The organism is Almyronema sp., from assembly GCF_052168255.1.
Classification (GTDB): Bacteria; Cyanobacteriota; Cyanobacteriia; order Phormidesmidales; family Phormidesmidaceae; genus Sphaerothrix; species Sphaerothrix epifaneia.
This window is the reverse complement of the sequence record NZ_JBQLZL010000037.1, coordinates 13,683-35,424: the sequence shown is the minus strand read 5'-3', so window position 1 is coordinate 35,424 and position 21,742 is coordinate 13,683. Positions and strand designations below refer to the sequence as shown.

Here is a 21,742-nt window from a genome sequence, read left to right as displayed (position 1 = left end):
ATTGCCAGGTTAAAATTCAAAGGCTTTAGGTTAAATGCTTTAGCTCAACGGTGCGCCGCAGGGCTTCAATCTCAGAAAAATCTGGAAGTCTTGGCCCAATCTGGCTCAGTGCCCCTAAAGAAAAAGCGGTAGCCAAGGTGGCACAGTCAACCCAGGCTTGCCCCTGGCTCAGCCCCAGTACGGTACCTGCCACCATGGCATCGCCCGCACCGACAGTGCTTTTAATCTCTGGCGCGGTGGCTTGGGCGTGAATTACCTGATGTTGATTAACAAAGAGGGCACCGTCAGCCCCCCTTGAAACGACAACTTGCCGAATGCCAGCGTCAATCAGTTGATGAGCCGCCGCCATCAGAGCCGCGTCATCTCTCAGCGTTTTGCCCAGTAAGGCTTCGAGTTCGGCAATGTTGGGTTTGATCAAGTCGGGCTGGGCGGGTAGGGCTTGCCGGAGCGCCTCACCGCTGGTGTCGAGGATGACGGTTTTACCCTGGGCTTTGAGCGGGGCGATTAAATCGCGGTAGGCAGTGGTAGGACAACCTGCGGGCAAACTGCCGCAGAAGACAAACCAGTCATGGCTGGGGGCTAAAGCCGCGATCGCGCTTTGCACCTGGTTTAAGCCAGACTCATCGACTGCTAAACCGGGAAAGTTAAGGTCGGTAATTTGTGCCTGCGCCTGATCGACAATTTTGATATTGACTCGGGTTTTGCCAGGGAGCCGGATAAAGCGATCGCTGAGTCCTTTCTCGGCAAACAGCCGCTCAAACAGTTCTGGATTTTCGCTGCCTAAAACCCCGGTGACGCTGACGGTGGCTCCAGCCTCAGCCAAAAAAGAAGCAACATTAACCCCTTTGCCTCCGGCATCAGCTTGTTCCCAGCTCACCCGGTTGACCGTATCTAACTGAAAGTTGGCTACAGCGACCGTATGGTCGATCGCCGGATTGAGCGTAACCGTGACCATGCGATCGCTCATAAAGCCCGTACCTCCTCAGCCGTGCGACACTTCAGCGCTTTTTGCGCCAGTCGCTGCATTTGCTTATACTTGAGGCCGCGAATTTTGGCTTTAATCGTCGGGATGCTAGGAATGCTGACGCTGAGTTCTTTGACCCCCAGCCCTGCCAGGATCACCGCTCCCTGAGGTTCCCCCGCTAAGCCGCCACAGACGCCGACCCACTTACCTGCTGCCGTTGCTGCTTGCACCGTCTGATAAACTGCCCGCAAAATGGCAGGATGCAGCGCGTCAGCCTGCTTTGCTAAGGTGGGATGCCCCCGATCCATCGCCAGCAGATATTGGGTGAGGTCGTTGGTGCCCACCGAGAAAAAGTCCACTTCTTGGGCAAATTCCGCCGCCATCAGCACCGCTGAGGGCACTTCCACCATCATGCCTACCTCAATGGGGGGGGCATCTAAGCTGGCTCGGACGGACTCCAGCACCGTTTTGGCTGCTCGCAAATCTTCTAGCGTGGCAATCATCGGAAACATCAGCCGAATATAGCCCGTCTGAGCCGCCCGCAAAATTGCCCGAAGCTGAGTTTCAAACAGGTCAGTGCGCTCTAGACACAGGCGCACGCCGCGAATGCCTAAGAAGGGGTTTTCTTCTGCCGCCATCTCCAGGTAGGGAACGGCTTTATCGCCGCCAATATCAAGCGTCCGCACAATTAGCGGTAAACCGTTAAGGGCGCGGGTCATCTGCACGAGAGCGTCGTACTGTTCGGCTTCGCTAGGGGGGCGATCGCGGTTGAGAAAAAGAAATTCAGTCCGCAACAGACCCACCCCTTCTCCCCCGGCGTGGATCGCCTGAGCCGCTTCAGCCGGGTTACCAATATTTGCCACCACTTCAATCCGCTGACCGTCGCGGCTGAGGGCGGGCTGAAAGCGGGTTTGCTGTTCTACATCTTGCTGGGCTTGGCGTTGCCCTCTGGCTTGCTGAGCGGTTTCTACATCGGACGGACTCGGCTGCGGAAAGAGGCGACCGCCATCTCCATCTAGCACAGCGTTGCCCCCTGCGGCCAAATCCAGTACCGATTCGCCAGCGCCAACCACAGCAGGAATATTGAGCGATCGCGCAATAATCGCCGTATGGGAGGTACCGCCGCCTTTGGCGGTGCAGAAGCCAGCAATGCGCTCTGGGTCAAAGCCCGCTGTATCTGAAGGCGTCAGATCATCGGCAATTAAAATCACTGGATGATCGGGTAGCTTCGCCGCTGCCGCTTCTGCCCCAGCCAGCAATCGCAACACCCGCTGACCGACATCGCGCACGTCAGCCGCTCGACCGGAAAGCACCGGGTCAGCTAGCTGTTCTAGGGAGGCTGCCCGCTCCGCGATCGCCTGCTGCCAAGCCCAAGGGGCGCTGTGGTTGGGTTGCAGTCTGGCGGTAGCGTCTTGAATCAGTTCTGGATCGGCCAGAAATTCTTGATGGGCTTGAAAAATGGCGGCTTTGCCTTTGCCTGAGCGGGCTTTAACGGTTTGATACAGATCTTTGAGGTCGGCTTGAGCCGTAGCGATCGCCTGGTTGAGTCGGCTAGCTTCGGCGGCGCTATCTGCAGCGGTGTCAGCATAGGTAATCTGCGATCGCGTGTAGGGATGTAGCGGCGCGATGGCGATACCGGGAGACGCAGCTACTCCAGCGATCGCAGGGCTATCTAAAACCAGTTCTGGCACTTCAAGCTGGGGCGTTTCGGCTTCTTCCTCTTCTTCTAAGCCCTCTTCTACAGCAGTTTGCAGAGCTTGCAGAGCAGCTTCAGCATCTGCCCCCTTCGCCATTACCTGAATTTCGCCCCCACTGGGCACCCCCAGCTTTAGCAGCGACATCAGGCTTTTGCCATTGCCCGCCTGGTCGCCGTAGCGGACTTGAATTTCAGCCTCAAAGCCTTTGGCAATTTCGGCAAATACGGTGGCGGGTCGCGCGTGTAGCCCTGTGCCGCCTTCTACCACTAAGTTAACCACCTGGTCAAAGTCTTCAGCCGTCGCCGCCTCACCGCTGCCTGCCGCTTGGGTCAACCGCCGAATAATTACCTGGGGGTCGTCGGTTTGTACCAGCTTTTGTACCGCCGCTTCGTCGTCTAAAACCTGGGTAAGATTGGTGAGAATTTGCAAATGCTCGTCTGACTTGGCGGCAATGCCCACCACCAGATACACGGTTTCGCCCTTGTTCCAGGTAACGCCGTCGGGAATTTGAGTGACTGAGATGCCAGTTGCCAAAATCATGTCGCGGTCTTTGGGCAAACCGTGAGGAATGGCGATGCCGTTACCCAGGTAAGTATTGGCCGCTTCCTCACGCGCCAACATGCTATCGACGTAGCCAACCTGGATGTGACCGCTATCCACAAGAAGCTGTCCGGCTTGACGAATCGCCGCCGTCTTATTAGGAACTGATGCCTTTAGCCGAATTTCTGCCGGACTCAGACGAATCATAGCGTTTTCTCCTGACCAGGGCTGCACGGCCAATACAAGGCTGGGTAGCTGCTAAAAAGTGGCAAAGCAGCGGCTACCTGAGGCAGGTTTAGCCAAGGCAGCTTTGACCCCTGCAAAACAGCAGCAGCCCGTAAATGTTCAGCCGTTAATTTAAGCGATCGCCGCGATCGACATTGATATCTCTATTTTCATTGTTGAAGGGTTAGGGAAAGATCACCGTCTTATTTTTGAAAAACTTCACGATCAGCTTAATGGTTCGTATTACTAAATGGGGTCAAAAATTCAGTTTGCAAAAGATTGAAAAACCCGCCTACTCATAGATTGTCCGCGTTAGGCTATGGGAGAGAGAATAACATTAAGCTAATAAGATTGCGGTCAGCTTTAACCCCAAGCGTTGCTGTTTCTGCATGACAAAAACCTTTTGCCTTGGCCTTGGGATCAAAATATATCTATTGATAGATGCGAACTCAAAAATATAAAAATAGCTAAAAGTTAGTTGGCTAATAGCAATCAATTGACACTGCCATTGCCCCTAGTCAACGAACAATTGATGTTCGATTTTTGAGCGCCGCAGCCATGACCCGTTATGCGTTTTTATCAGGCTAAATACCTTAGCCTTGACCTATAGAAAATACAAATCTAGAAATTTTAGAGAGCAAGATCATGGGTAAATCAGAATACATTTTGTGGTTTGATACGGTTAACAATCAGGACGTGGCTCGCGTGGGCGGTAAAAACGCTTCTTTGGGTGAACTCATTAGCAACCTCAAAGCCGAAGGCATCCGCGTTCCCGATGGGTTTGCCCTCACCGCCGAAGCCTACCGAGCTTTTATTGCCGCCAACGACCTAGCCGACAAAATTCGCCATCATTTAGACGCTTTTGCCCAAGAAAAACAAACGCTGGCTAAGACTGGAAAGACCATTCGGCGGCTATTTCAAAATGCCGAATTTCCAGAAGATTTAGAAGCGGAAATTTGTCAGGCTTATCGAGAGTTGAGTCGTCGCTACCAGGTAGAGGAGGTAGATACGGCAGTTCGCAGCAGCGCTACGGCAGAAGACCTGCCCGATGCCAGCTTTGCCGGACAGCAAGAGAGCTTTCTCAACGTCAGCGGCGAAACAGAAATTTTAGACGCCTGCCGCCGCTGTTATGCCTCTTTGTTTACCAACCGCGCCATTAGCTACCGGGTAGAAAAAGGCTTTGACCATATGGAAGTCGCCCTATCGGCTGGAGTGCAAAAAATGGTGCGATCCGATAAAGCCTGCGCTGGGGTCATGTTTTCGATTGATACCGAAACCGGGTTTCCCGATTCTGTGCTGCTGACCGGGGCTTGGGGACTGGGTGAAACCGTGGTGCAGGGTTCTGTTACGCCGGATCAGTTCACGATTTTCAAACCGCTGCTGCAAGAAGGCTTTCGCCCCATCATTGAAAAGACGAGAGGCAGCAAAGCCAAAAAGATGATCTACACCGACGATGGCAGTAAAAATGCCTTGCAAACCATCGATACCAACGGCAAAGAGCGCAAAGCGTTTGTCCTCAACGACGATGAAATTTTGCAGCTAGCTCGGTGGGCCATCTTAATCGAAAGACACTACGGCTGCCCGATGGATATGGAATGGGCCAAAGATGGTCATACCGGAGAGCTATTTATTGTCCAGGCTCGGCCTGAAACGGTGCAGTCGCAGCGAACAGCCGGAATGCTAAAAACTTACAAGCTCAAAGACCAGGCCGAACCGATTTTGACCGGGTTGAGTATTGGCGATGCGATCGCCTCTGGCAAAGTCTGCCGCGTTCTCAGCACCAAAGATATTGATCAAGTCGAAGACGGCAGCATTTTGGTCACCGAAATGACTGACCCTGACTGGGTTCCGATTATGAAGCGGGTAGCAGGCATTGTCACCGACTATGGAGGGCGCACCTGTCACGCCGCCATCGTCAGCCGAGAACTGGGGATTCCGGCAATTGTCGGCACCGGAGACGGCACCCGCACGCTCAAAAACGATCAGGTTGTCACGATTTCCTGCGCCGAAGGCGATCAGGGCAATGTCTATGAAGGGGAAATAGCGTTTGAGGCAGTTGATGTCAACCTAGATGACATTCCGCCAACGCAAACCAAAATTATGATGAACATTGCCAGCCCGTCAGCCGCCTTTAACTGGTGGCAGTTGCCCGCCGAAGGAATTGGTCTGGCGCGTATGGAATTTATCATCAACAACCTGATCAAAATTCACCCGATGGCTTTGGTCAACTACGACAAGCTGCAAGATCGCGACGCCTGGAAAACCATTCGCGATCTGACCAAAGGCTACACCGATAAACGCGAATATTTTGTTGACAACCTCTCGCGGGGCATTGGCAAAATTGCCGCTTCTCAGTATCCTCATCCGGTCATTGTGCGCCTGAGCGATTTCAAAACCAACGAATACGCCGATTTAATCGGCGGGCGCGAGTTTGAGCATGAAGAATCTAACCCGATGCTGGGCTTTCGCGGGGCAGCCCGCTATTACAGCGATCGCTACAAAGAAGGCTTTGCCCTAGAGTGTCAGGCGATTAAGCGGGTACGCGAAGTCATGGGTTTTGACAATGTTATTGTCATGGTGCCTTTTTGCCGCAGGCTTTCGGAAGCCGACCGGGTGCTACAGGTCTTGGTAGAAAACGGGTTGAAGCAGGGGGTTCACAATCTGCAAATCTATGTGATGTGTGAAATTCCCTCAAATGTGCTGCTGGCTGACCAGTTTGCTGAACGCTTTGATGGCTTTTCGATTGGCTCAAACGACTTAACTCAACTGGTCTTAGGCGTCGATCGCGATTCGAGTGAGTTAGCTGATCTGTTTGACGAAACCGACGAAGCGGTGAAGTTAGCCATTGAGCAGGTGATTGAGGCGGCTCACCGTCACGGGCGCAAAGTGGGCATTTGCGGCCAAGGCCCTAGCGATAAACCAGAGTTTGCCGCCTTTTTGGTGGAAGCCGGGATTGATTCTATTTCGCTCAATCCTGATAGCGTGGTGCAGGTGAAACGGCTGGTGGCAGAACGCGAAGCCACCCAAAAATCGTAAAGCTGCCCGCTTTGGGGAGGAAACACCCTGCCGACTGTGTGGAGCTAAACGCGCGATCGCTCGGTAGAAACGGTAGAATGAATGCGCTAAATCCGTACCGCTGACTTTCACTTTCCCCAAGCCCGATGCGCATTTCCTTAAACTGGCTGCAAGAATACGTTGAGATCAATCTACCTGCCGAAGCGCTTGCCGATGCTTTGACGATGGCCGGGTTTGAGGTTGAAGACATTGAAGACCGCTGGACGTGGGCAGATGGCGTGGTGGTTGGCAAAGTGCTGCAACGTCAGCCCCACCCCGATGCCGATAAGCTGAGTGTTTGTCAGGTTGATATTGGCGCTGCCGCACCCTCTACCATTGTCTGCGGGGCGGCCAACGTTCGCGCTGACATTTATGTTGCAGTAGCCCAGGTAGATACTTACCTGCCCATTGTCGATCTCAAAATCAAGCCGCGGCAACTGCGAGGCGTTCCCTCCGCAGGCATGATCTGTTCGCTAGCTGAACTGGGGCTGGCCAAAGAATCTGACGGTATCTACATTTTTCCGGATAGCGAAGATTTGCAAGTCGGCCAAGATGTGCGGCCTTTGCTGGGGCTAGATGATGTAATTTTGGACTTAACGTCTACGGCAAACCGGGCGGATGCTTTGAGTCTGGTAGGCGTAGCGCGTGAAGTTGCCGCCATTACGGGTCAACCGCTGAAACTACCGCTAACGCCCAATCCTAAACTTCAGCCTGGGCGAAGCCAACTGGCCATTGACTTGCCCGATGCCAAAGCTTGCCCCATTTACATCGGCACCGTGGTCGAACAGGTCAAAATTGGGCCATCGCCCGTTTGGCTGCAGCGACGACTAGAAGCCTCCGGTACCCGCTCAATCAACAACATTGTCGATATCACTAACTACGTGCTGTTAGAGTGGGGTCAGCCGCTACACGCTTTCGATCGCGATCGCCTGTATGCCGCTGCGGGTAGCGACGACCTGACTTTAGGCGTACGTTTTGCCCGTGAAAATGAAGCCCTAAAAACGCTCGATAACCAAACGCGATCGCTTTCTCCCCAAACCCTGCTCATTACCGCTAACGATCAGCCAGTGGCCTTGGCGGGGGTCATGGGGGGCGAAGCGACAGAAGTCCACGACGGCACTCAAAACGTGGTTTTAGAAGCCGCCTATTTTGACTCAGCCGCTATTCGGCGATCAGCCCGCAGCCAGGGTTTGCGGACAGAAGCCTCAGCCCGCTACGAACGAGGCGTCAACCCGGCTGAGCTAGTGCTGGCCTGCAACCGCGCTTTGCAACTGATGCAAGCGCTAGCCGGGGCAACGTTAACCACCCAGGCTGTTGAGCGGACTGAAGTGGGCAAAATTACCCCCACCCGCACCCTAGAACTGCGCTTAGATCGCGTCCATCAAATGCTTGGCCCCGTGAGCGAGGCCGACGGCACAACCACGCAGCTATCAGCCCAGGCAGTTGAAGCCGTGTTGTCAAAGCTGGGCTGTGAAGCGATCGCCACCGATCAGACAGCGGTGTGGCAAGTCAAAGTCCCGGCCTATCGCTACCGCGATTTAGAACGCGAAATAGACCTGATTGAAGAAATTGCCCGTCTCTACGGTTATGACCGCTTTGCCGATACCCTACCAGGGGGGGCAGAAGCGGGCCATTTGTCGCCAGAGGTGGCGTTGGCTCGCAAACTGCGCGAAGCGTTTCGCGCCGCCGGACTCACGGAGTTAATGCACTACTCTGTCACCAAACCCACGGCTGAAAACCAGGTGGTACTAGCCAACCCGCTACTGCCAGAGTATTCGGCTTTGCGCTCTGACCTGATAGCAGGCTTGATAGATGCGTTTCAGTTTAATTTAGAGCAGGGCAATCAGGCTCTCAATGGCTTTGAATTCGGTCGCATTTTTTGGCAAGACGATAACGGGATTCATGAAGCCGAAAAAGTGGGTGGAATTATGGGCGGCGATCGCCGTCAAGGTCGTTGGGTCACCAGCGGCCAGCCCCAACCGCTGAGCTGGTATGAAGCCAAAGGCATTTTAGAAGCCGTTTTTCAAAAACTGGGGCTAGCCGTCACGTATCGAACCGCAGACACAGATGCTCGTTTGCACCCAGGGCGAACCGCCTCACTGTGGGTACGCGGTAAAACCCCGCTCGGGCTGTTTGGGCAGCTTCACCCCGAACTACGGCGCGAACGCGATTTGCCCGCTGAAGTTTATCTATTTCAACTAGACTGGCCTACCATCGTCAGTTGTCTGCAAAAACGACCTGGCGAAGCGATCGAATTTCAGCCCTACTCTAGCTATCCAGCCTCCGATCGCGACCTGGCTTTCTTTGCCCCAGTCGAAGTCACCGTTGCTGACTTAGCACGCGTAATCACCCAAGCAGGCGGCAAACTGCTAGAGTCGATTACCTTGTTTGATCAGTATCAAGGCCAAAACGTGGCTCCTGGGCAGCGAAGTTTGGCTTTTCGCCTGGTCTATCGCGCCGCCGATCGCACCCTCACCGACGACGACATTGAACCCGTGCATCAAAAAGTACGATCCGCCCTGGCTAAAAAGTTCCAGGTGAACTTACGCAGCTAAGCTATAAAGAAAACCTGAGGGCTGTCGGCTGTTTGCAAAAAACTCTTTTACCCTGTTTACCAAGTAGCGATATGCAAAATCTCGAAGTAAACAGAGAAACCTATGGCACAGAGTTTTGGTGTGATTGGCTTAGCGGTAATGGGGGAGAACCTGGCGCTTAACGTCGAGCGCAATGGTTTTCCGGTGGCAGTGTATAACCGAACCGCTGAAAAAACCGATGCTTTTATGGCCCAGCGGGCAGGGGGCAAAAATGTTAAAGCTACTTACTCGCTAGAAGAGTTTGTAAATGCTCTAGAACGCCCTCGCCGCATTTTGGTGATGGTTAAAGCAGGTAGCCCGGTAGATGCTGTCATTAGTCAGCTCAAGCCGCTGCTGCAAGAAGACGACATGATTATTGATGGCGGCAATTCGCTCTACGAAGATACCGAACGACGGGTTAAAGAGCTAGAGTCTACAGGCTTGAGCTTTATTGGCATGGGCGTTAGCGGCGGCGAAGAAGGTGCCCTCAACGGCCCTAGTCTGATGCCGGGAGGAACCAAAGCCGCCTACGACTCGATTGAGCCAATTGTGACCAAGATTGCGGCTCAGGTGGATGATGGGCCTTGCGTTACCTACATTGGGCCGGGGGGATCTGGTCACTACGTCAAAATGGTTCACAATGGCATTGAGTATGGTGATATGCAGCTCATTGCAGAAGCCTACGATTTACTCAAAAATACGCTGGGGCTTGACCACAACCAGCTACACGAAGTCTTCTCAGAGTGGAATACCACTGATGAGTTGGACTCTTTTTTGGTAGAAATTACCGCCGATATTTTTACCAAAATGGATGAGGAAACGGGCAAGCCTTTAGTAGAAGTGATTCTAGACGCGGCGGGGCAAAAGGGAACAGGGCGCTGGACAGTGGTTAATGCCTTGCAAATTGGCGTCACCATTCCTACGATTACTGCTGCTGTCAATGCGCGGATTATGTCGGCTCAGAAGCAGGCGCGGGTAGCGGCTTCGAAGCAGCTCAGCGGCCCTACCGCTAAGTTTGAAGGAGACACCCAAGCCTTTATCAACAAGATTCGCGACGCGCTTTATTGCTCTAAAATTTGCTCCTACGCCCAGGGCATGGAGCTTTTAGGCGTTGCTTCAAAAGAGTTTAACTACAACCTCAACCTCAGCGAAACCGCGCGGATTTGGAAAGGGGGCTGCATTATTCGGGCGCGGTTTCTCAACAAAATCAAACACGCCTTTCAAGAAGACCCCAACTTGCCTAACTTGTTGCTAGCCCCTGAGTTCAAGCAAACCATCTTAGATCGGCAGACAGCTTGGCGTGAAGTGGTGGCTTTAGCGGCTCAAGTCGGGGTGCCAGTGCCCGCTTTTAGTGCTTCGCTCGACTATTTTGATAGCTATCGCCGCGATCGCCTACCCCAAAACCTAACTCAGGCTCAGCGTGACTATTTTGGTGCCCATACTTACGAGCGGGTAGACAAAGAAGGTAGCTTCCACACAGACTGGTTTCACGCCGATGAGACGGTAGAGCCAGCTAAGGTCTAACAGGGGCGATCGCTCTGGCTAGAGGCAGAGGGCAAAACGGAAAAGTTCTCTGTCGCAAGCGTTCAGCCATTTAAGTGGCCTCAACCTGGTGACGACCGCTATAGTAGCCTGGGATTTTACATTCCAGGCTTTGCTGGCTGAGGCCAAACATGGATAGCGGCCTAATTTTCTTTCACAATAGGTAAGTTGGCTAAACATTCGGATACGCAGGTATGAATATTGCTGACTTACGCCGGGAGTATACGCAGGCGGGTTTACAACGGCAGACGTTAAGCGTCGATCCTTACAAACAGTTTGAGCTGTGGTTTCAACAAGCGTGTACGGCAGAACTGCTAGAACCTAACGCCATGATTTTGGCGACAGCGACCGCTGCTGCTGCCCCTTTTCAGCGCACAGTGCTGCTGAAATACTTTGATAGCAGCGGGTTTGTATTTTTCACCAATTACGGGAGTCGCAAAGCCCAGCAAATTAGCGAAAATGCTCAGGTTTCGCTGTTGTTTCTCTGGTTGCCGCTAGAGCGGCAGCTACACATTACCGGGAAAGCCTTTCGAGTTTCAACGGCTGAGTCGTTAAAGTATTTTTTAAGTCGGCCTAGAGGCAGCCAGCTAGGGGCGTGGACTTCGCAACAAAGCACAGTCATTTCTTCGCGACAGCTTTTAGAAATGCAGTTTGAAGAAATGAAGCGTAAGTTTACCAACCGCGAGATCCCGCTGCCAGATTTTTGGGGGGGGTATCGGGTCGTGCCCACCAGTTTTGAGTTTTGGCAAGGCCGACCCAATCGGCTACACGATCGCTTTTTATATACCCTGGCTGAGGCGGGCGATTGGCACATTCAGCGCCTTTCTCCTTGAGGGCAACCCCTCGCTTTTTACCCAACTTCAGCCATAAGCTGCGACAGGCGCGTCAACGTCGCTGCAACCTGTTCGCTAGACTGACCTTCCTGTCCCATCGCCACTAGCAGCAGTCCTAGTTCCACCGCATCTTTACTGCTGAGAATTAAGCCCAACTCCTCGGTTGAGCCGAGAACGGCAGGCAACGATTGCTTTTGGCTAACCTCCAAATCAATATAAATGGATGCAGCGGTGGATGCGGCGGTTTCCCCTGCCTGCCCCGCCATTGCTCCAATTTTAGTAATTTTGCTCCCCCTCACCTGAATACTGGTGACGTTGCTCATCACAGTGATATCAGAAGTCTGCAAAGACCGGGTTACGGATTTAACAGTCATCGTTAGATCTCCTTTTTAATCAGATTTTTAATCGGATGGATGCTTGAGTGCCGTCTATCGGGGTAAAAGCTCTGCAATCACGAACGGTATGGGTCTGGCAGGGCGTTGAGCCACCAGCGACGGCAAGTTGTGGCTTACTGCTTAAGAACCCGTAAGTGCTTCGGCGATCGCCTGTTTCACATCAGGCATAAAAACGGCATACAGCCCGCGCAGATCGCCGACGTTGAAGTTATAGGCGCGATCCTGCGGATAGTTGTCTTTGACAAACTGAGGGCGATCGCTTTTGCCACCGTGGCAAGCCAGACAGCTAGCTGCCACATCAATGCGACGGTAATAGCGCACCCCCGACTCCCCTGCCTGGGTTTCCGTTTGCCAAAAGCCTTTTAAGTCTGGATTTTGCTCAAACTTAGCCAGGGCGATTTGAGCCTGAAGATTATCGGGGGCATGGGCGGGATTGCGATACTTGTTGGCGATTTGTTTTATCTGCCAGCCGTTGGCTTGACTCAGCTGCATGGCTTTCATCCCAACGGGTTTGCAGACCTGCTTTAGGGTTTCTGCCGTTGGAGCTGTGGCAGTCTCTGCCAGAGAGGCGGCCAGGGTGCGGCGCAGGGCGTCTAAATTTTCAATCTCTTCGACGGCTTTGGCCAGTTCAGCAGGTTCCGGCTGAGCTTGGGCGATCGCGGGGTGAGCGATCAGCAGCAAGGCTCCCAAAGCAATTCCTAGCATTAAGCGAGAGACACTTCTCATCATGAACGGTTGCCTAAATGGGGATAGGGACAGGGTGATGGATTGGCAAACGATGGCGAACTAATTCACAGCCGACTCAGCACTGTTAGCCACCGCTGGCGCTGCGATCGGAATTTGCCGCAGCATTTGCAGCCCAAACAGCGTCCGTAGCCCCAGTCGCTCATACCAGGGCATACCCGCACCCAAGCGAATCTTCATCATGAAATACGCTTCAAAAGCCGCTTTTACCCAAACCACCCAAGAGCCGCGCACCGCATAGGATCGCTTTCGCTGGCCAGTCTGCGGGTCGGGCAGCACGGGGGCGGCAATGTAGGCAATGCCGACGTCACCAAACTCAGCAAAGCAAAGAGCCTCCAGGGTGGGCACGTTGGGGCTAGCGTTGATCGCGCCTAGATCAACGGCAATGTTGTGGGCGGCGGCTGTGGCCATCGCTTCGGTCATCTGCCCGCTTTTGGGCAAGCCGATCGGCACCGGGGTTTGATCGGGTTGAGTCAGTTGAATGCTGACTCCAGCCGCGTAAATCTTGGCAAACTGGGGATGGCGCTGGGTGGGTAATACCGGAATGAAGCCTTTTTCGTCACCGAGTCCGGGGGTGTGACGAACAAACTCAGCGCCACGAAAAGCAGGCAAAATCATGGCGTAGCTAAAGGGCAGTCGGCAACCGTCGGCCAAAATGACGGCATCGGCTGCCACAGCGGTAATGGCGGCATTCTCAATGACCTTAATGCCCCGTTGGTGCATTAGCGCTGCCGTCAGTTCGCGGGCATGTTTGACCCCAGAAACCCCCAAGTGCCCAGCGTAGGGTTCTGGCGTTACATAGGTGATCGGAACTTTTTGCCGCAATCCCCGACGACGCAACACCTGCTCAGCAATCAAGGCAAATTCATAGGCGGGGCCAAAGCAACCCGCCCCAGGAGCCGCCCCAACAACGAGCGGGCCAGGATTTTCCAGAAAGGCTAGCCATGCTTGACGAGCGGCCAAGGCATGGTCGGGGGTACAGACGGAGTGAGTATAGCCACCGTGAGGCCCCAACCCCGGAATTAAGTCAAGCGCCAGGGAAGCCCCTGTGGCAATTAGCAGGTAGTCGTAAGCTATAGTTCCTTGCCCTTCAACGCTCAGCACCTGAGCGTTAGGGTCAAGGGCGGTCACTTTTCCCGGTACCCAGTTGAGTCGGTGGCGCTGAGCCAGTTGAGCCAGCCCTAGCTGCAGATGCGCTAACGGCTTTAGATTGAGCGCCACCTGAATCAGCCCTGGAATAAAGGTAAATTCAGATTTGTCTGAAATGAGCGTGACTGTGTGCTGCTGCGGTAATAAATGTCGCAACTCGTAGGCGGCGGGTAAGCCGCCTAACCCAGCTCCAATTACAACAATGTTTGCCATCGCGCGCCCCTCCTTGCCCAATCAGGCTTAAAAAGTTTGCCGTCCAGCCTGACGACTCAAACCCAACGGCCTTAACTCACTCAAACAAAATATTTAACTATTTAGTTATATAGCTATATTTTGCTAGATAGTTGATTTTGTCAACCCAGTACCGAGTTTGTGTCCTCCAGGTCAATAGACTGCCCCGATAAAAAGACTGCTTATATCAGTTCTCGATTTTGGATTTTCGATTTTGAATTGAACAGTCTTTGCTCCGCATACGTTTCGTCAGTCTCATCTGTACCTTTCTTTTAGAGAATCGGTATTAGCCCTAGCTGAAGCGCTTGTCAAACCGCAAAAAGGCCAAATTAGCTTTTCAACAGGCAATTGAAAATTATTGGTTATTTTACTATATGGTTATTTAATGCTATAAGAAAAAAGCAGTCCTCTGCAATTGCTTAAAACATTCCTTGACACTGTTTCAGTTTTTTTAGTTATGTATCACTTCAGCAAGGTTATTGAGGCCACTTTTGAGCAAGCGATCGCTCAAGTCACCACCGCCCTAAAAGCAGAAGGCTTTGGCGTACTCACGGAGATTGACGCCCAGGCGGCGTTTAAGAAAAAGCTCGATGTCGATTTCCGGCGTTACACCATTTTGGGGGCGTGCCATCCGCTGATTGCCTATCGCATGCTGCAAATCGACGACAAAGCCGGGGTGCTGTATCCCTGCAACGTGGTGGTGCAAGCCCATGATGACGGTCGAGTCGAGGTATCGGCGATTGACCCGTTAGCGATGTTTTTGATGGTTCACAACCCCGAAGCCAAAGCGATCGCGCTAGAGGCCAGTGAGAAAATGCAGGCGGTGATGGATCGCCTCGCTGCTGTGCCCATTACGGCTCCCGTCTAGAGTAGCGTCAAGCTCAGGTTTGCTGTAGGGGATAACGCTAGCGTTACCTCTCAAAACCTCGCTGCTGTTGGGTTTCACCCTATTCAACCCGCCTATTGAGCATGTCTTAGTTGAACGGCGTTTCGCCACCTTTGCCCCCGTCAGTTTTACCGATTACCCAAAATCATGGAACATGGCCGGATTGACGACTGGACAGTTTAGCATTTTGCGATCGCTGCCTGCTGTGGGGTTGGGCTTGTGGCTGCTCAGCCCGACACCACCCGGATGTGCCCAGCCTCCGCCATTGGCTCAAACATTCAACCCGCAGGGGGAGCAAACAGAAGCGTTTGAGGCAGAACACTTTTCTTTGGCCTCCACGGCTTCGGCTCAACCTACAGTGACACAGCTAACGGATGTAGCACCTACAGACTGGGCTTTTCAAGCCTTACAAAACCTGGTAGAGCGCTATGACTGTTTGGTCGACTATGGCGATGGCACCTTTCGAGGCGATCGCCGCCTTACCCGGTTTGAGTTTGCGGCAGCGCTCAATGCCTGCGTAACGGCTGTCATAGCCCAAACAGCAGGCGAGCCGATGACGGAGAACGACCTGCAGGTATTACAGGGGTTGCAACAGGCATTTGCCGATGAATTGGGGTTGTTTGATAGTCGCCTTACCGCGCTAGAAGGCCAAACAGCAGCACTATCGACCCAGTCGTTTTCAACGACGACCCAACTCCGGGGAGAAATTGTGCTGTCTGTAGAGCAGCTAGGCGGGGGTGATCAGCCCAACGGTAGCGGCGATCGCCTGCCTCAAGCCCTTACCTTTGGCAGTCGAGCCAGATTTAACCTCGATACCAGCTTTACCGGGCAAGATTTACTTCGCCTCCGCCTAGATGTCCTCAATCCGGCGGTTTTAAATGCTAAAGCCACTGGCACCCAGATGACCCGGTTAGCCTTTGACCGTTCTAACCAAAACGAGGTCGATATTGGCTCGTTTTTCTATCGTTTTCCCCTGGGAGAAGCGCTGAGCGTGCAGGTAGATGCGGCCCAAGGCACCTACAGCATGAATGTTCTACCCACCTTCAATCCAGGTATTGCCAGCGGCATTTCGGGGGCGGTGTCTCGTTTTGGGCGGTTTAGCCCCATCTACTACCAGGGCTTTCCGGGGGTGGGAATCACGGGGCAATACGACTTTGGCGAGAGGGTTTCTTTAGCCGTGGGGTACCTGTCTCGCGAAAATACGGCGAGTGACCCCACCGTCGGTATATTCGGGGGTGGGTATACAGCCTTGGCTCAGCTAGCCATATACCCCAGCAAAACTACGGCTTTGGGGCTAACCTATGCCCATTCCTACTATCCGCCAGGAGCCGTGGCAGTAGCCGGCGGAACTGGCAGTCGGTTAGCCAATGCCCCCTTTGGCAACTTGGCAACTTCCGCCGATCATCTGGGTTTAGAATCTAGCCTGCGCTTGGGGTCAGGGGTTAATCTATCAGGCTGGGCGGGGCTGAGTTTTGCTACGGCAGAGGCCAGTAGCGGCGCGATCGCGGCGGGCGATGCAGCCACGTTGTTCAACTGGGCCTTAACCTTGGGACTGCCGAATCTAGGCGGCAGGGGCAATCTAGGGGGTCTGATTGTGGGTCAGCCGCCTAAGGTTACTGCCAATTCTGGCGGGGCTATAGATGGCGCTTCCGCCTGGCACCTAGAGACGTTTTACCGCTATCAGCTAAACGAACATATAGCGCTGATTCCAGGATTTTTTGTGGTGCTGAACCCGGAGCATGACAGCGCTAACGAAGCAATCTGGCTAGCCAGTTTTCGTACGGTTTTTCAGTTTTAAGATTTAGCCCCGTCTCCGGTGGCAGTCGCTATTTCCAGGCGCAAACGGCTAATCAACTTTGCCAAAGCGCTACCCGCCGCCGCTCAAACTGGTTGTGGCCAGCGCAGCCACCGTTTTTTTAGACTGCTGTTCCTTTACTTTGTGAGCAAACTGCACCATGCCGTCTACCTCACCGCTCCATATTCGAGACTTGTCCCCCCAAGAATTTGCTCAACTGACGGAATCTTGGCACCTGATCGACGTTAGAAGCCGCTTTGAATATGCCCTGGGGCATGCCCCCACGGCTATCAACCTGAGCTTACCTCGCCTGTTGATGGGGCAAGTGCCTTTTCTGCGCCCCTGGGTGCTGCCGCAGTGGTTTAGGGCACTGCCTCCAGATCAGCCCATTGCCGTCATTTGCTTGACGGCTCATCGCAGCCCCATTGCGGCGAAAACTCTGGCTGCTCTGGGCTTTCGCCAGATAGTTAACATCACAGGCGGCATGATGGCGTGGCAGCAATCCGGATTGCCCAGCCAAAACCGCTAGATATACCGTCCAAAACCGCATTACTCACTGCCCAAAAGGAGACGACTGCCATGTGGAAAGCCTTAGCCTTTATCCAAAAAAATCTAGTCTGGTCTATCCCGGCCTTTATGGTGGCGGGTATTGTTGTTGGGGCGCTGGCTAATCCGGCCCCGCTAAAATCGCTGATTGTTCCTCTAACCTTCCTCATGGTGTATCCCATGATGATTAACCTCCAGATTCAGAAGGTGCTGTCGGGGGGTGATACCAAAGTGCAGGTGATTACTCAGGTGATTAACTTTGCCGGGGTGCCGTTTTTTGCGTTTGCTATGGGCAAGATTTTTTTTGGCGATCGCCCATTGGTGGCCTTGGGGCTGCTGTTGGCCTCCCTCTTACCCACCAGTGGCATGACTATTTCTTGGACAGGTTTTGCCAAAGGAAACCTGAGTGCGGCGATTAAAATGACCGTGATTGGCCTGATTCTTGGCTCTGTGGCCACACCGTTTTATGCCAAATGGCTAATGGGGACGGTGGTAGAAATTCCCCTCTCCAGCATCTTTAAACAGATTGTGATAATTGTTTTTTTGCCGATGATTTTGGGGTTTGTCACCCGCACTGTGCTCATTCGTATCGTTGGAGCCGATAAGTACAACAAAACCCTTAAGCAAAAGTTTCCAGCTTTTTCCACCATCGGCGTTTTAGGTATCGTCTTTGTCGCTATGGCGCTTAAAGCCAAAGACATTGTGGCCAATCCCTTAGAACTGCTTTCGTTTTTAATTCCTTTGAGCATTTTATACCTGGGCAATTTTCTACTCAGCACCGTCGTCGGTAAGGTCTTTTTTAACCGGGGGGATGCGATCGCGCTTGTTTATGGCACTGTCATGCGCAACCTGTCGATTGCATTGGCGATCGCGATGACCGCCTTTGGCAAAGAACAAGGTTCTGAAATTGCTTTAATTATTGCCATGGCCTACATCATCCAGGTGCAAGCAGCGGCCTGGTATGTCCGTCTTACCGATCGTATTTTTGGCCCCACGCCCGACCTACAAACCCAGTTAAAGCAGTCGGCCTCATAGGGGCGTCAGTAACGTTAGGCAGGGGGCTAAAGGCAGGAGGCAGAACGAAAAGCTTTCTGGGGGCAACCCTTAAGTGCGCAAAGGCCAAGATGACGTAAATTCGTCGATTTTTCCTAGATTGATAAAAGAGCCATAAAAGCAGCTACAAGCGACTGGTACAGTTCCCGCCAAAACAGGTAGACCAGTTGCAAAAAATAAAACTGTACTAGCTAGATTAGAGCGCTTTGTACCTTCTCCCGGCCTGCAAACTCAGCCACAGTGGAAAAGTCACTGACGAAAGGGATTGCTCATGCGCGTATCCAATTCCTGGCTCAAAGCTAACAAGGCTGCCAGCCCAACCAATAGGCTAGCTCAGATGGCTCCGCTTGCTAGAACTTTAGCGACCCAGTTGCTTAACTGGCTGGCTGCCAACGACCAGCCCCAGATCAACGAGCGCTACTGTTCAAAACAGGGGCGCTACTGGGAAGTTTATGACCCCATCACGCAGAGCCGTCAAACCTTTGATTCTGAGCAAGCTTTACGGGTTTGGCTCGAACAGCGCTACTACGAATCAAAATAGATTAGCTCGATTTGATCAATATTTATGCCTCAAACCCCACTCACTGTTAGCCAGGTTGATGCGTTCACCGCTCAACCCTTCGCCGGAAACCCGGCTGCTGTTTGTGTTCTCGCTGAAGCTGCTAGCGATCGCTGGATGCAAGCGATCGCGGCTGAGATGAACCTTTCTGAAACCGCTTTTTTGGTTCCCCAAGCAGATGGTTACGATCTCCGCTGGTTTACCCCTGCCGTTGAAGTTGACCTCTGCGGCCACGCTACCCTGGCCAGCGCCCATGTGCTGTGGGATGAAGGCCATCTTGCCCCCGATCAGACCGCTCGTTTTCATACCCGCAGCGGTTTACTCACAGCCACCTATGAAAACGGCTGGATTACGCTTAACTTCCCGACTCAACCCGTCGAAGCGATCGCCAGCGATCCAGACTTGCTCAAAGCTTTGCGCGGGGCTGATCTAAAGTTTATTGGCAAAAGCAGCACCAATTACCTGGTTGAACTGGCCTCAGAACAGCACGTTCGCCTATTGCAACCTGACTTTGCCTTGATGCAGCTTTTGCCTCGTCAGGGGGTTATTGTCACCAGCCAAGGAGAAGCGGCAACGGTAGATTTTGTTTCTCGCTATTTTGCGCCAGCAGCGGGTATCAATGAAGATCCGGTAACGGGTTCGGCTCATTGCTCACTGGCACCTTACTGGCAGCAAATATTGGGTAAGGATGAGTTTTTGGCGCATCAGGTTTCTAAACGAGGGGGAGTTTTGCAGGTTAAAAGCAGAGGCGATCGGGTTGAAATTAGCGGTCAAGCGGTCACTGTCATGCGCGGCGAACTGCTAGCAACCCAGCTTTACGATAGTTCTGTATCAGGAAACAATACAGAACCGTTTTTGTAAGCGGCTACTAAATCTTTGTGAGCTGCTGCTAAATGTCTGAATAGGTGAGTAACGAAGCGGCTGTAGACTTTCAGAACGCTCTCGTTTCACGTCTTGTTTTAGCATTGGGGTGCCAACCTTCTGGACTATTGCTATTTAAGTCAGCGGGCGCGATTTGACCGGGCTGTGGTCATGAAACCGCTGCGAAAAAAGCCGGAGGGGGAGGGGGTTACGAATTTCACTTTGCTAGTGCCCGCGCTCCTAAAGAATTATTGGTCAGTAACGGCTAAAAAGACCCCCCTTGGCAGCGGCTCTGGCTGGGGAAGTAGTCGGGTGGGGCGGTAACGGAGATGTTGACGTGGGGTTGTGGATTGATGCTTGGGGGGATTAGTCCCCCCCAAGCCCCCTAGTGGGGCATTCCGTTGCCCCACGCCCCCCCCGGAAGGGTTGATCGGTGAGGGGAGATAGGAGCGAGATGCAGTTTATCTACTAGTGAAGCAGGGTTGAAGATTCAGCGATTTTGCGGCTTATTGTCGGGTCTATCAAGAAAGAAACCGATGATGGGAGTAGACTTTAGCGGATATTTGAGCTTCTTCCATGCGTGAATTTTATGAATTGGTCAAAGCGGCGACGCCTGAGCAACGAGCTAATTTATCTAAGCTGACGGGTTCAGGCTTTGGTGATTCGGCTGGCACGCTCTGCAACCATATTAAGTACCTGAGAGCAGGCTCTGTTGGTCAACTGTTTTGGGATAAGTCGTGGAAGCAGGTGGTTACAGATGTGGCTGACCAGATTGGAATTAACTGGCAAGCAACCTTGAATGGGCGGCGATGGAAACAGCTACCGACTCAAGATATTGAAAACGCTGTGGTGACTAAGCTATTCCAAGACATGCTAGACAAGCTCACCCCAGAGCAGCGCGAAAAAATCATTCTGGAAATGAAGCGAAACAGCGATGATCCTAGTGTGGAAGCTTGGCTAGCCAGTGGGGGAACGATGGCCGTCGCACGGATGAGCGGTTTTGGAGTTTATCTGATGGCTAGTACGCTCTTAGGTGCGCTAACTAATGCCATCGGCGTTACGCTACCGTTTGCGGTCTATATGGGTATGAGTCAGGCGATCGCGCTGGTTCTAGGGCCAGTGGGTTGGACGGTGCTAGCAGGTGGTATTCTCTACACGCTTAACCAGCCCAACTGGAATCGACTAGCGCTGGCTGTGGTTTATATTTCGGTGATTCGTAACTCACTTGAGCAGAGCGAAGCTGTTAGACAAGCAGAAATCAAAAAAGCCCAACAAGAACGGATTGAGTTTTGGGCAGCCAGGGGTATTCAAGTTAAGTAGAAGGGGCAGCAGTGCCCAACTCCTACAGGGGTGATTATTTGCGGGGAGCTACGGGCAAAAGATGGGGTGGCAATTCACCATAGGCGAAGTGCTTGCGCAGCAGGTCGTGAATGAAGCGATAGCGACCACCCGTGCGCTGAATGAAGCGTAACTGCGTGGCATGCTCTAAAAAGAGAACAATATCCCAGGGCAAATAACCTTTTTGGGCTATCACAAATCTTAGGACATAATGTTGAATTACTGGCCTTAGCCCAATGATTATTGCCAAAAACAGCCCGCCAAGGAGCACGTAAATCCTCCCATGAAGCCTCCCAACAATTAGCTCTAAAAGTAGCCCGAAAAGTAACCAGAGAAACAGCGTATTTTGCCCAGACTTATGAATTCCCTGATTGGGAACACTTTTGATCTCAATTCTTGAAATAATCAGCCCGCCCATTAGCCCGCCTGCCAGCCCGAAAGACAAACCGCGAAGTAGCCCGTGTGTTAGGCCATCCATCAGCCCAGCAATGAGCCCTATAATTATCCCAACGATTACCCCATGATTTAGCCCCTTCTGAGTTGACCAGCTCAGTTGCTCTAATGGTTCAATGTAATGAAGATTACCGAAAATTGGCCCGAAAATCAGCCCCAAAATCAGCCCCCCCTCTAACCCGGAAACCAGCCTAAAAACTAGCTCGAAACTCAGCCCGAAACTCAGCCCAACAATCAGCCGATAGCTACGCCTATCTGAAGCTGACTCTAACCAAGATGGCTGCATCTCCTCAATCAAAAACTC

At 52.8% G+C, this 21,742-nt stretch carries 17 protein-coding genes; 11 read left to right on the top strand and 6 right to left on the bottom strand.

The window, feature by feature from the left end:
* Positions 1-25: 25 nt before the first annotated feature.
* Together pfkB and ptsP are read right to left on the bottom strand one after the other, a co-directional pair.
* Positions 26-967: a 1-phosphofructokinase gene (pfkB, locus tag ACTS3T_RS08235; protein WP_377965067.1), complete on the bottom strand. Its 942-nt coding sequence runs from the start codon at positions 965-967 to the stop codon at positions 26-28.
* The gene (ptsP, locus tag ACTS3T_RS08230; protein WP_377965069.1) at positions 964-3,408 is read right to left on the bottom strand and encodes a phosphoenolpyruvate--protein phosphotransferase; all 2,445 of its coding nucleotides are present in this window, start codon (positions 3,406-3,408) and stop codon (positions 964-966) included. Before ptsP ends, pfkB begins: the two co-directional genes overlap by 4 nt.
* Positions 3,409-4,071: 663 nt before the next feature.
* Here ptsP and ppsA point away from each other — a divergent pair.
* The 4 genes from ppsA to pdxH all read left to right on the top strand — a co-directional run bounded on the left by ppsA (position 4,072) and on the right by pdxH (position 11,428).
* Positions 4,072-6,462, top strand: a complete 2,391-nt coding sequence (gene ppsA, locus ACTS3T_RS08225; RefSeq protein ID WP_377965071.1) for a phosphoenolpyruvate synthase — start codon at positions 4,072-4,074, stop codon at positions 6,460-6,462.
* A 125-nt stretch (positions 6,463-6,587) separates the two neighbouring features.
* The gene (gene pheT, locus ACTS3T_RS08220; protein WP_377965073.1) at positions 6,588-9,035 is read left to right on the top strand and encodes a phenylalanine--tRNA ligase subunit beta; all 2,448 of its coding nucleotides are present in this window, start codon (positions 6,588-6,590) and stop codon (positions 9,033-9,035) included.
* A 102-nt stretch (positions 9,036-9,137) separates the two neighbouring features.
* Entirely contained in the window at positions 9,138-10,577 is a 1,440-nt protein-coding gene (gene gndA / locus ACTS3T_RS08215; RefSeq protein ID WP_377965075.1) for an NADP-dependent phosphogluconate dehydrogenase, read from the top strand.
* 212 nt (positions 10,578-10,789) lie between these two features.
* The gene (gene pdxH, locus ACTS3T_RS08210) at positions 10,790-11,428 is read left to right on the top strand and encodes a pyridoxamine 5'-phosphate oxidase (RefSeq protein ID WP_377965077.1); all 639 of its coding nucleotides are present in this window, start codon (positions 10,790-10,792) and stop codon (positions 11,426-11,428) included.
* Between the two features lie 17 nt (positions 11,429-11,445).
* Here pdxH and ACTS3T_RS08205 read toward each other — a convergent pair whose 3' ends face one another.
* From ACTS3T_RS08205 to ACTS3T_RS08195, 3 genes are all read right to left on the bottom strand, one after another.
* Positions 11,446-11,802, bottom strand: coding sequence for a hypothetical protein (locus tag ACTS3T_RS08205; protein WP_377965079.1), 357 nt, complete (start codon positions 11,800-11,802; stop codon positions 11,446-11,448).
* Positions 11,803-11,943: 141 nt separating this feature from the next.
* The gene (locus ACTS3T_RS08200) at positions 11,944-12,552 is read right to left on the bottom strand and encodes a Tll0287-like domain-containing protein (RefSeq protein ID WP_377965081.1); all 609 of its coding nucleotides are present in this window, start codon (positions 12,550-12,552) and stop codon (positions 11,944-11,946) included.
* Positions 12,553-12,609: 57 nt separating this feature from the next.
* Positions 12,610-13,929, bottom strand: coding sequence for an NAD(P)/FAD-dependent oxidoreductase (locus ACTS3T_RS08195; protein WP_377965083.1), 1,320 nt, complete (start codon positions 13,927-13,929; stop codon positions 12,610-12,612).
* Positions 13,930-14,404: 475 nt separating this feature from the next.
* Here ACTS3T_RS08195 and ACTS3T_RS08190 point away from each other — a divergent pair, with 475 nt between their 5' ends.
* The 7 genes from ACTS3T_RS08190 (at position 14,405) to ACTS3T_RS08160 (ending at position 20,967) form a co-directional block, all read left to right on the top strand.
* A complete protein-coding gene (locus ACTS3T_RS08190) occupies positions 14,405-14,815 on the top strand; it encodes a DUF302 domain-containing protein (protein ID WP_377965085.1) in 411 nt (136 codons plus the stop codon).
* A gap of 67 nt (positions 14,816-14,882) precedes the next feature.
* Positions 14,883-16,631, top strand: a complete 1,749-nt coding sequence (locus tag ACTS3T_RS08185; protein ID WP_377965087.1) for an iron uptake porin — start codon at positions 14,883-14,885, stop codon at positions 16,629-16,631.
* 157 nt (positions 16,632-16,788) lie between these two features.
* Complete coding sequence (locus ACTS3T_RS08180; protein ID WP_377965089.1) at positions 16,789-17,157, top strand: rhodanese-like domain-containing protein; 369 nt, start codon at positions 16,789-16,791, stop codon at positions 17,155-17,157.
* A 50-nt stretch (positions 17,158-17,207) separates the two neighbouring features.
* On the top strand, positions 17,208-18,209 hold the full coding sequence (locus ACTS3T_RS08175) for an arsenic resistance protein (RefSeq protein ID WP_377965373.1): 1,002 nt from the start codon (positions 17,208-17,210) through the stop codon (positions 18,207-18,209).
* Positions 18,210-18,498: 289 nt separating this feature from the next.
* The gene (locus tag ACTS3T_RS08170) at positions 18,499-18,768 is read left to right on the top strand and encodes a hypothetical protein (protein ID WP_377965091.1); all 270 of its coding nucleotides are present in this window, start codon (positions 18,499-18,501) and stop codon (positions 18,766-18,768) included.
* Between the two features lie 24 nt (positions 18,769-18,792).
* Complete coding sequence (locus ACTS3T_RS08165) at positions 18,793-19,647, top strand: PhzF family phenazine biosynthesis protein (protein WP_377965093.1); 855 nt, start codon at positions 18,793-18,795, stop codon at positions 19,645-19,647.
* 576 nt (positions 19,648-20,223) lie between these two features.
* The gene (locus ACTS3T_RS08160; protein ID WP_377965095.1) at positions 20,224-20,967 is read left to right on the top strand and encodes a hypothetical protein; all 744 of its coding nucleotides are present in this window, start codon (positions 20,224-20,226) and stop codon (positions 20,965-20,967) included.
* Between the two features lie 34 nt (positions 20,968-21,001).
* Here the strand turns inward: ACTS3T_RS08160 and ACTS3T_RS08155 are convergent, their stop codons facing one another.
* Complete coding sequence (locus tag ACTS3T_RS08155) at positions 21,002-21,598, bottom strand: hypothetical protein (RefSeq protein WP_462934904.1); 597 nt, start codon at positions 21,596-21,598, stop codon at positions 21,002-21,004.
* Positions 21,599-21,742: the final 144 nt, after the last annotated feature.

Excerpts from the sequence above, each read along its gene's own strand:
- ptsP (WP_377965069.1), bottom strand. The coding sequence starts at position 3,408 with ATGATTCGTCTGAGTCCGGCAGAAATTCGGCTAAAGGCATCAGTTCCT.
- ACTS3T_RS08165 (WP_377965093.1), top strand. The coding sequence starts at position 18,793 with ATGCCTCAAACCCCACTCACTGTTAGCCAGGTTGATGCGTTCACCGCT.
- ACTS3T_RS08195 (WP_377965083.1), bottom strand. The coding sequence starts at position 13,929 with ATGGCAAACATTGTTGTAATTGGAGCTGGGTTAGGCGGCTTACCCGCC.
- gndA (WP_377965075.1), top strand. The coding sequence starts at position 9,138 with ATGGCACAGAGTTTTGGTGTGATTGGCTTAGCGGTAATGGGGGAGAAC.
- ACTS3T_RS08190 (WP_377965085.1), top strand. The coding sequence starts at position 14,405 with ATGTATCACTTCAGCAAGGTTATTGAGGCCACTTTTGAGCAAGCGATC.
- ACTS3T_RS08180 (WP_377965089.1), top strand. The coding sequence starts at position 16,789 with ATGCCGTCTACCTCACCGCTCCATATTCGAGACTTGTCCCCCCAAGAA.
- ACTS3T_RS08200 (WP_377965081.1), bottom strand. The coding sequence starts at position 12,552 with ATGATGAGAAGTGTCTCTCGCTTAATGCTAGGAATTGCTTTGGGAGCC.
- ACTS3T_RS08160 (WP_377965095.1), top strand. The coding sequence starts at position 20,224 with ATGCGTGAATTTTATGAATTGGTCAAAGCGGCGACGCCTGAGCAACGA.
- ACTS3T_RS08175 (WP_377965373.1), top strand. The coding sequence starts at position 17,208 with ATGTGGAAAGCCTTAGCCTTTATCCAAAAAAATCTAGTCTGGTCTATC.
- ACTS3T_RS08205 (WP_377965079.1), bottom strand. The coding sequence starts at position 11,802 with ATGACTGTTAAATCCGTAACCCGGTCTTTGCAGACTTCTGATATCACT.
- pdxH (WP_377965077.1), top strand. The coding sequence starts at position 10,790 with ATGAATATTGCTGACTTACGCCGGGAGTATACGCAGGCGGGTTTACAA.
- ppsA (WP_377965071.1), top strand. The coding sequence starts at position 4,072 with ATGGGTAAATCAGAATACATTTTGTGGTTTGATACGGTTAACAATCAG.
- pfkB (WP_377965067.1), bottom strand. The coding sequence starts at position 967 with ATGAGCGATCGCATGGTCACGGTTACGCTCAATCCGGCGATCGACCAT.
- pheT (WP_377965073.1), top strand. The coding sequence starts at position 6,588 with ATGCGCATTTCCTTAAACTGGCTGCAAGAATACGTTGAGATCAATCTA.
- ACTS3T_RS08170 (WP_377965091.1), top strand. The coding sequence starts at position 18,499 with ATGCGCGTATCCAATTCCTGGCTCAAAGCTAACAAGGCTGCCAGCCCA.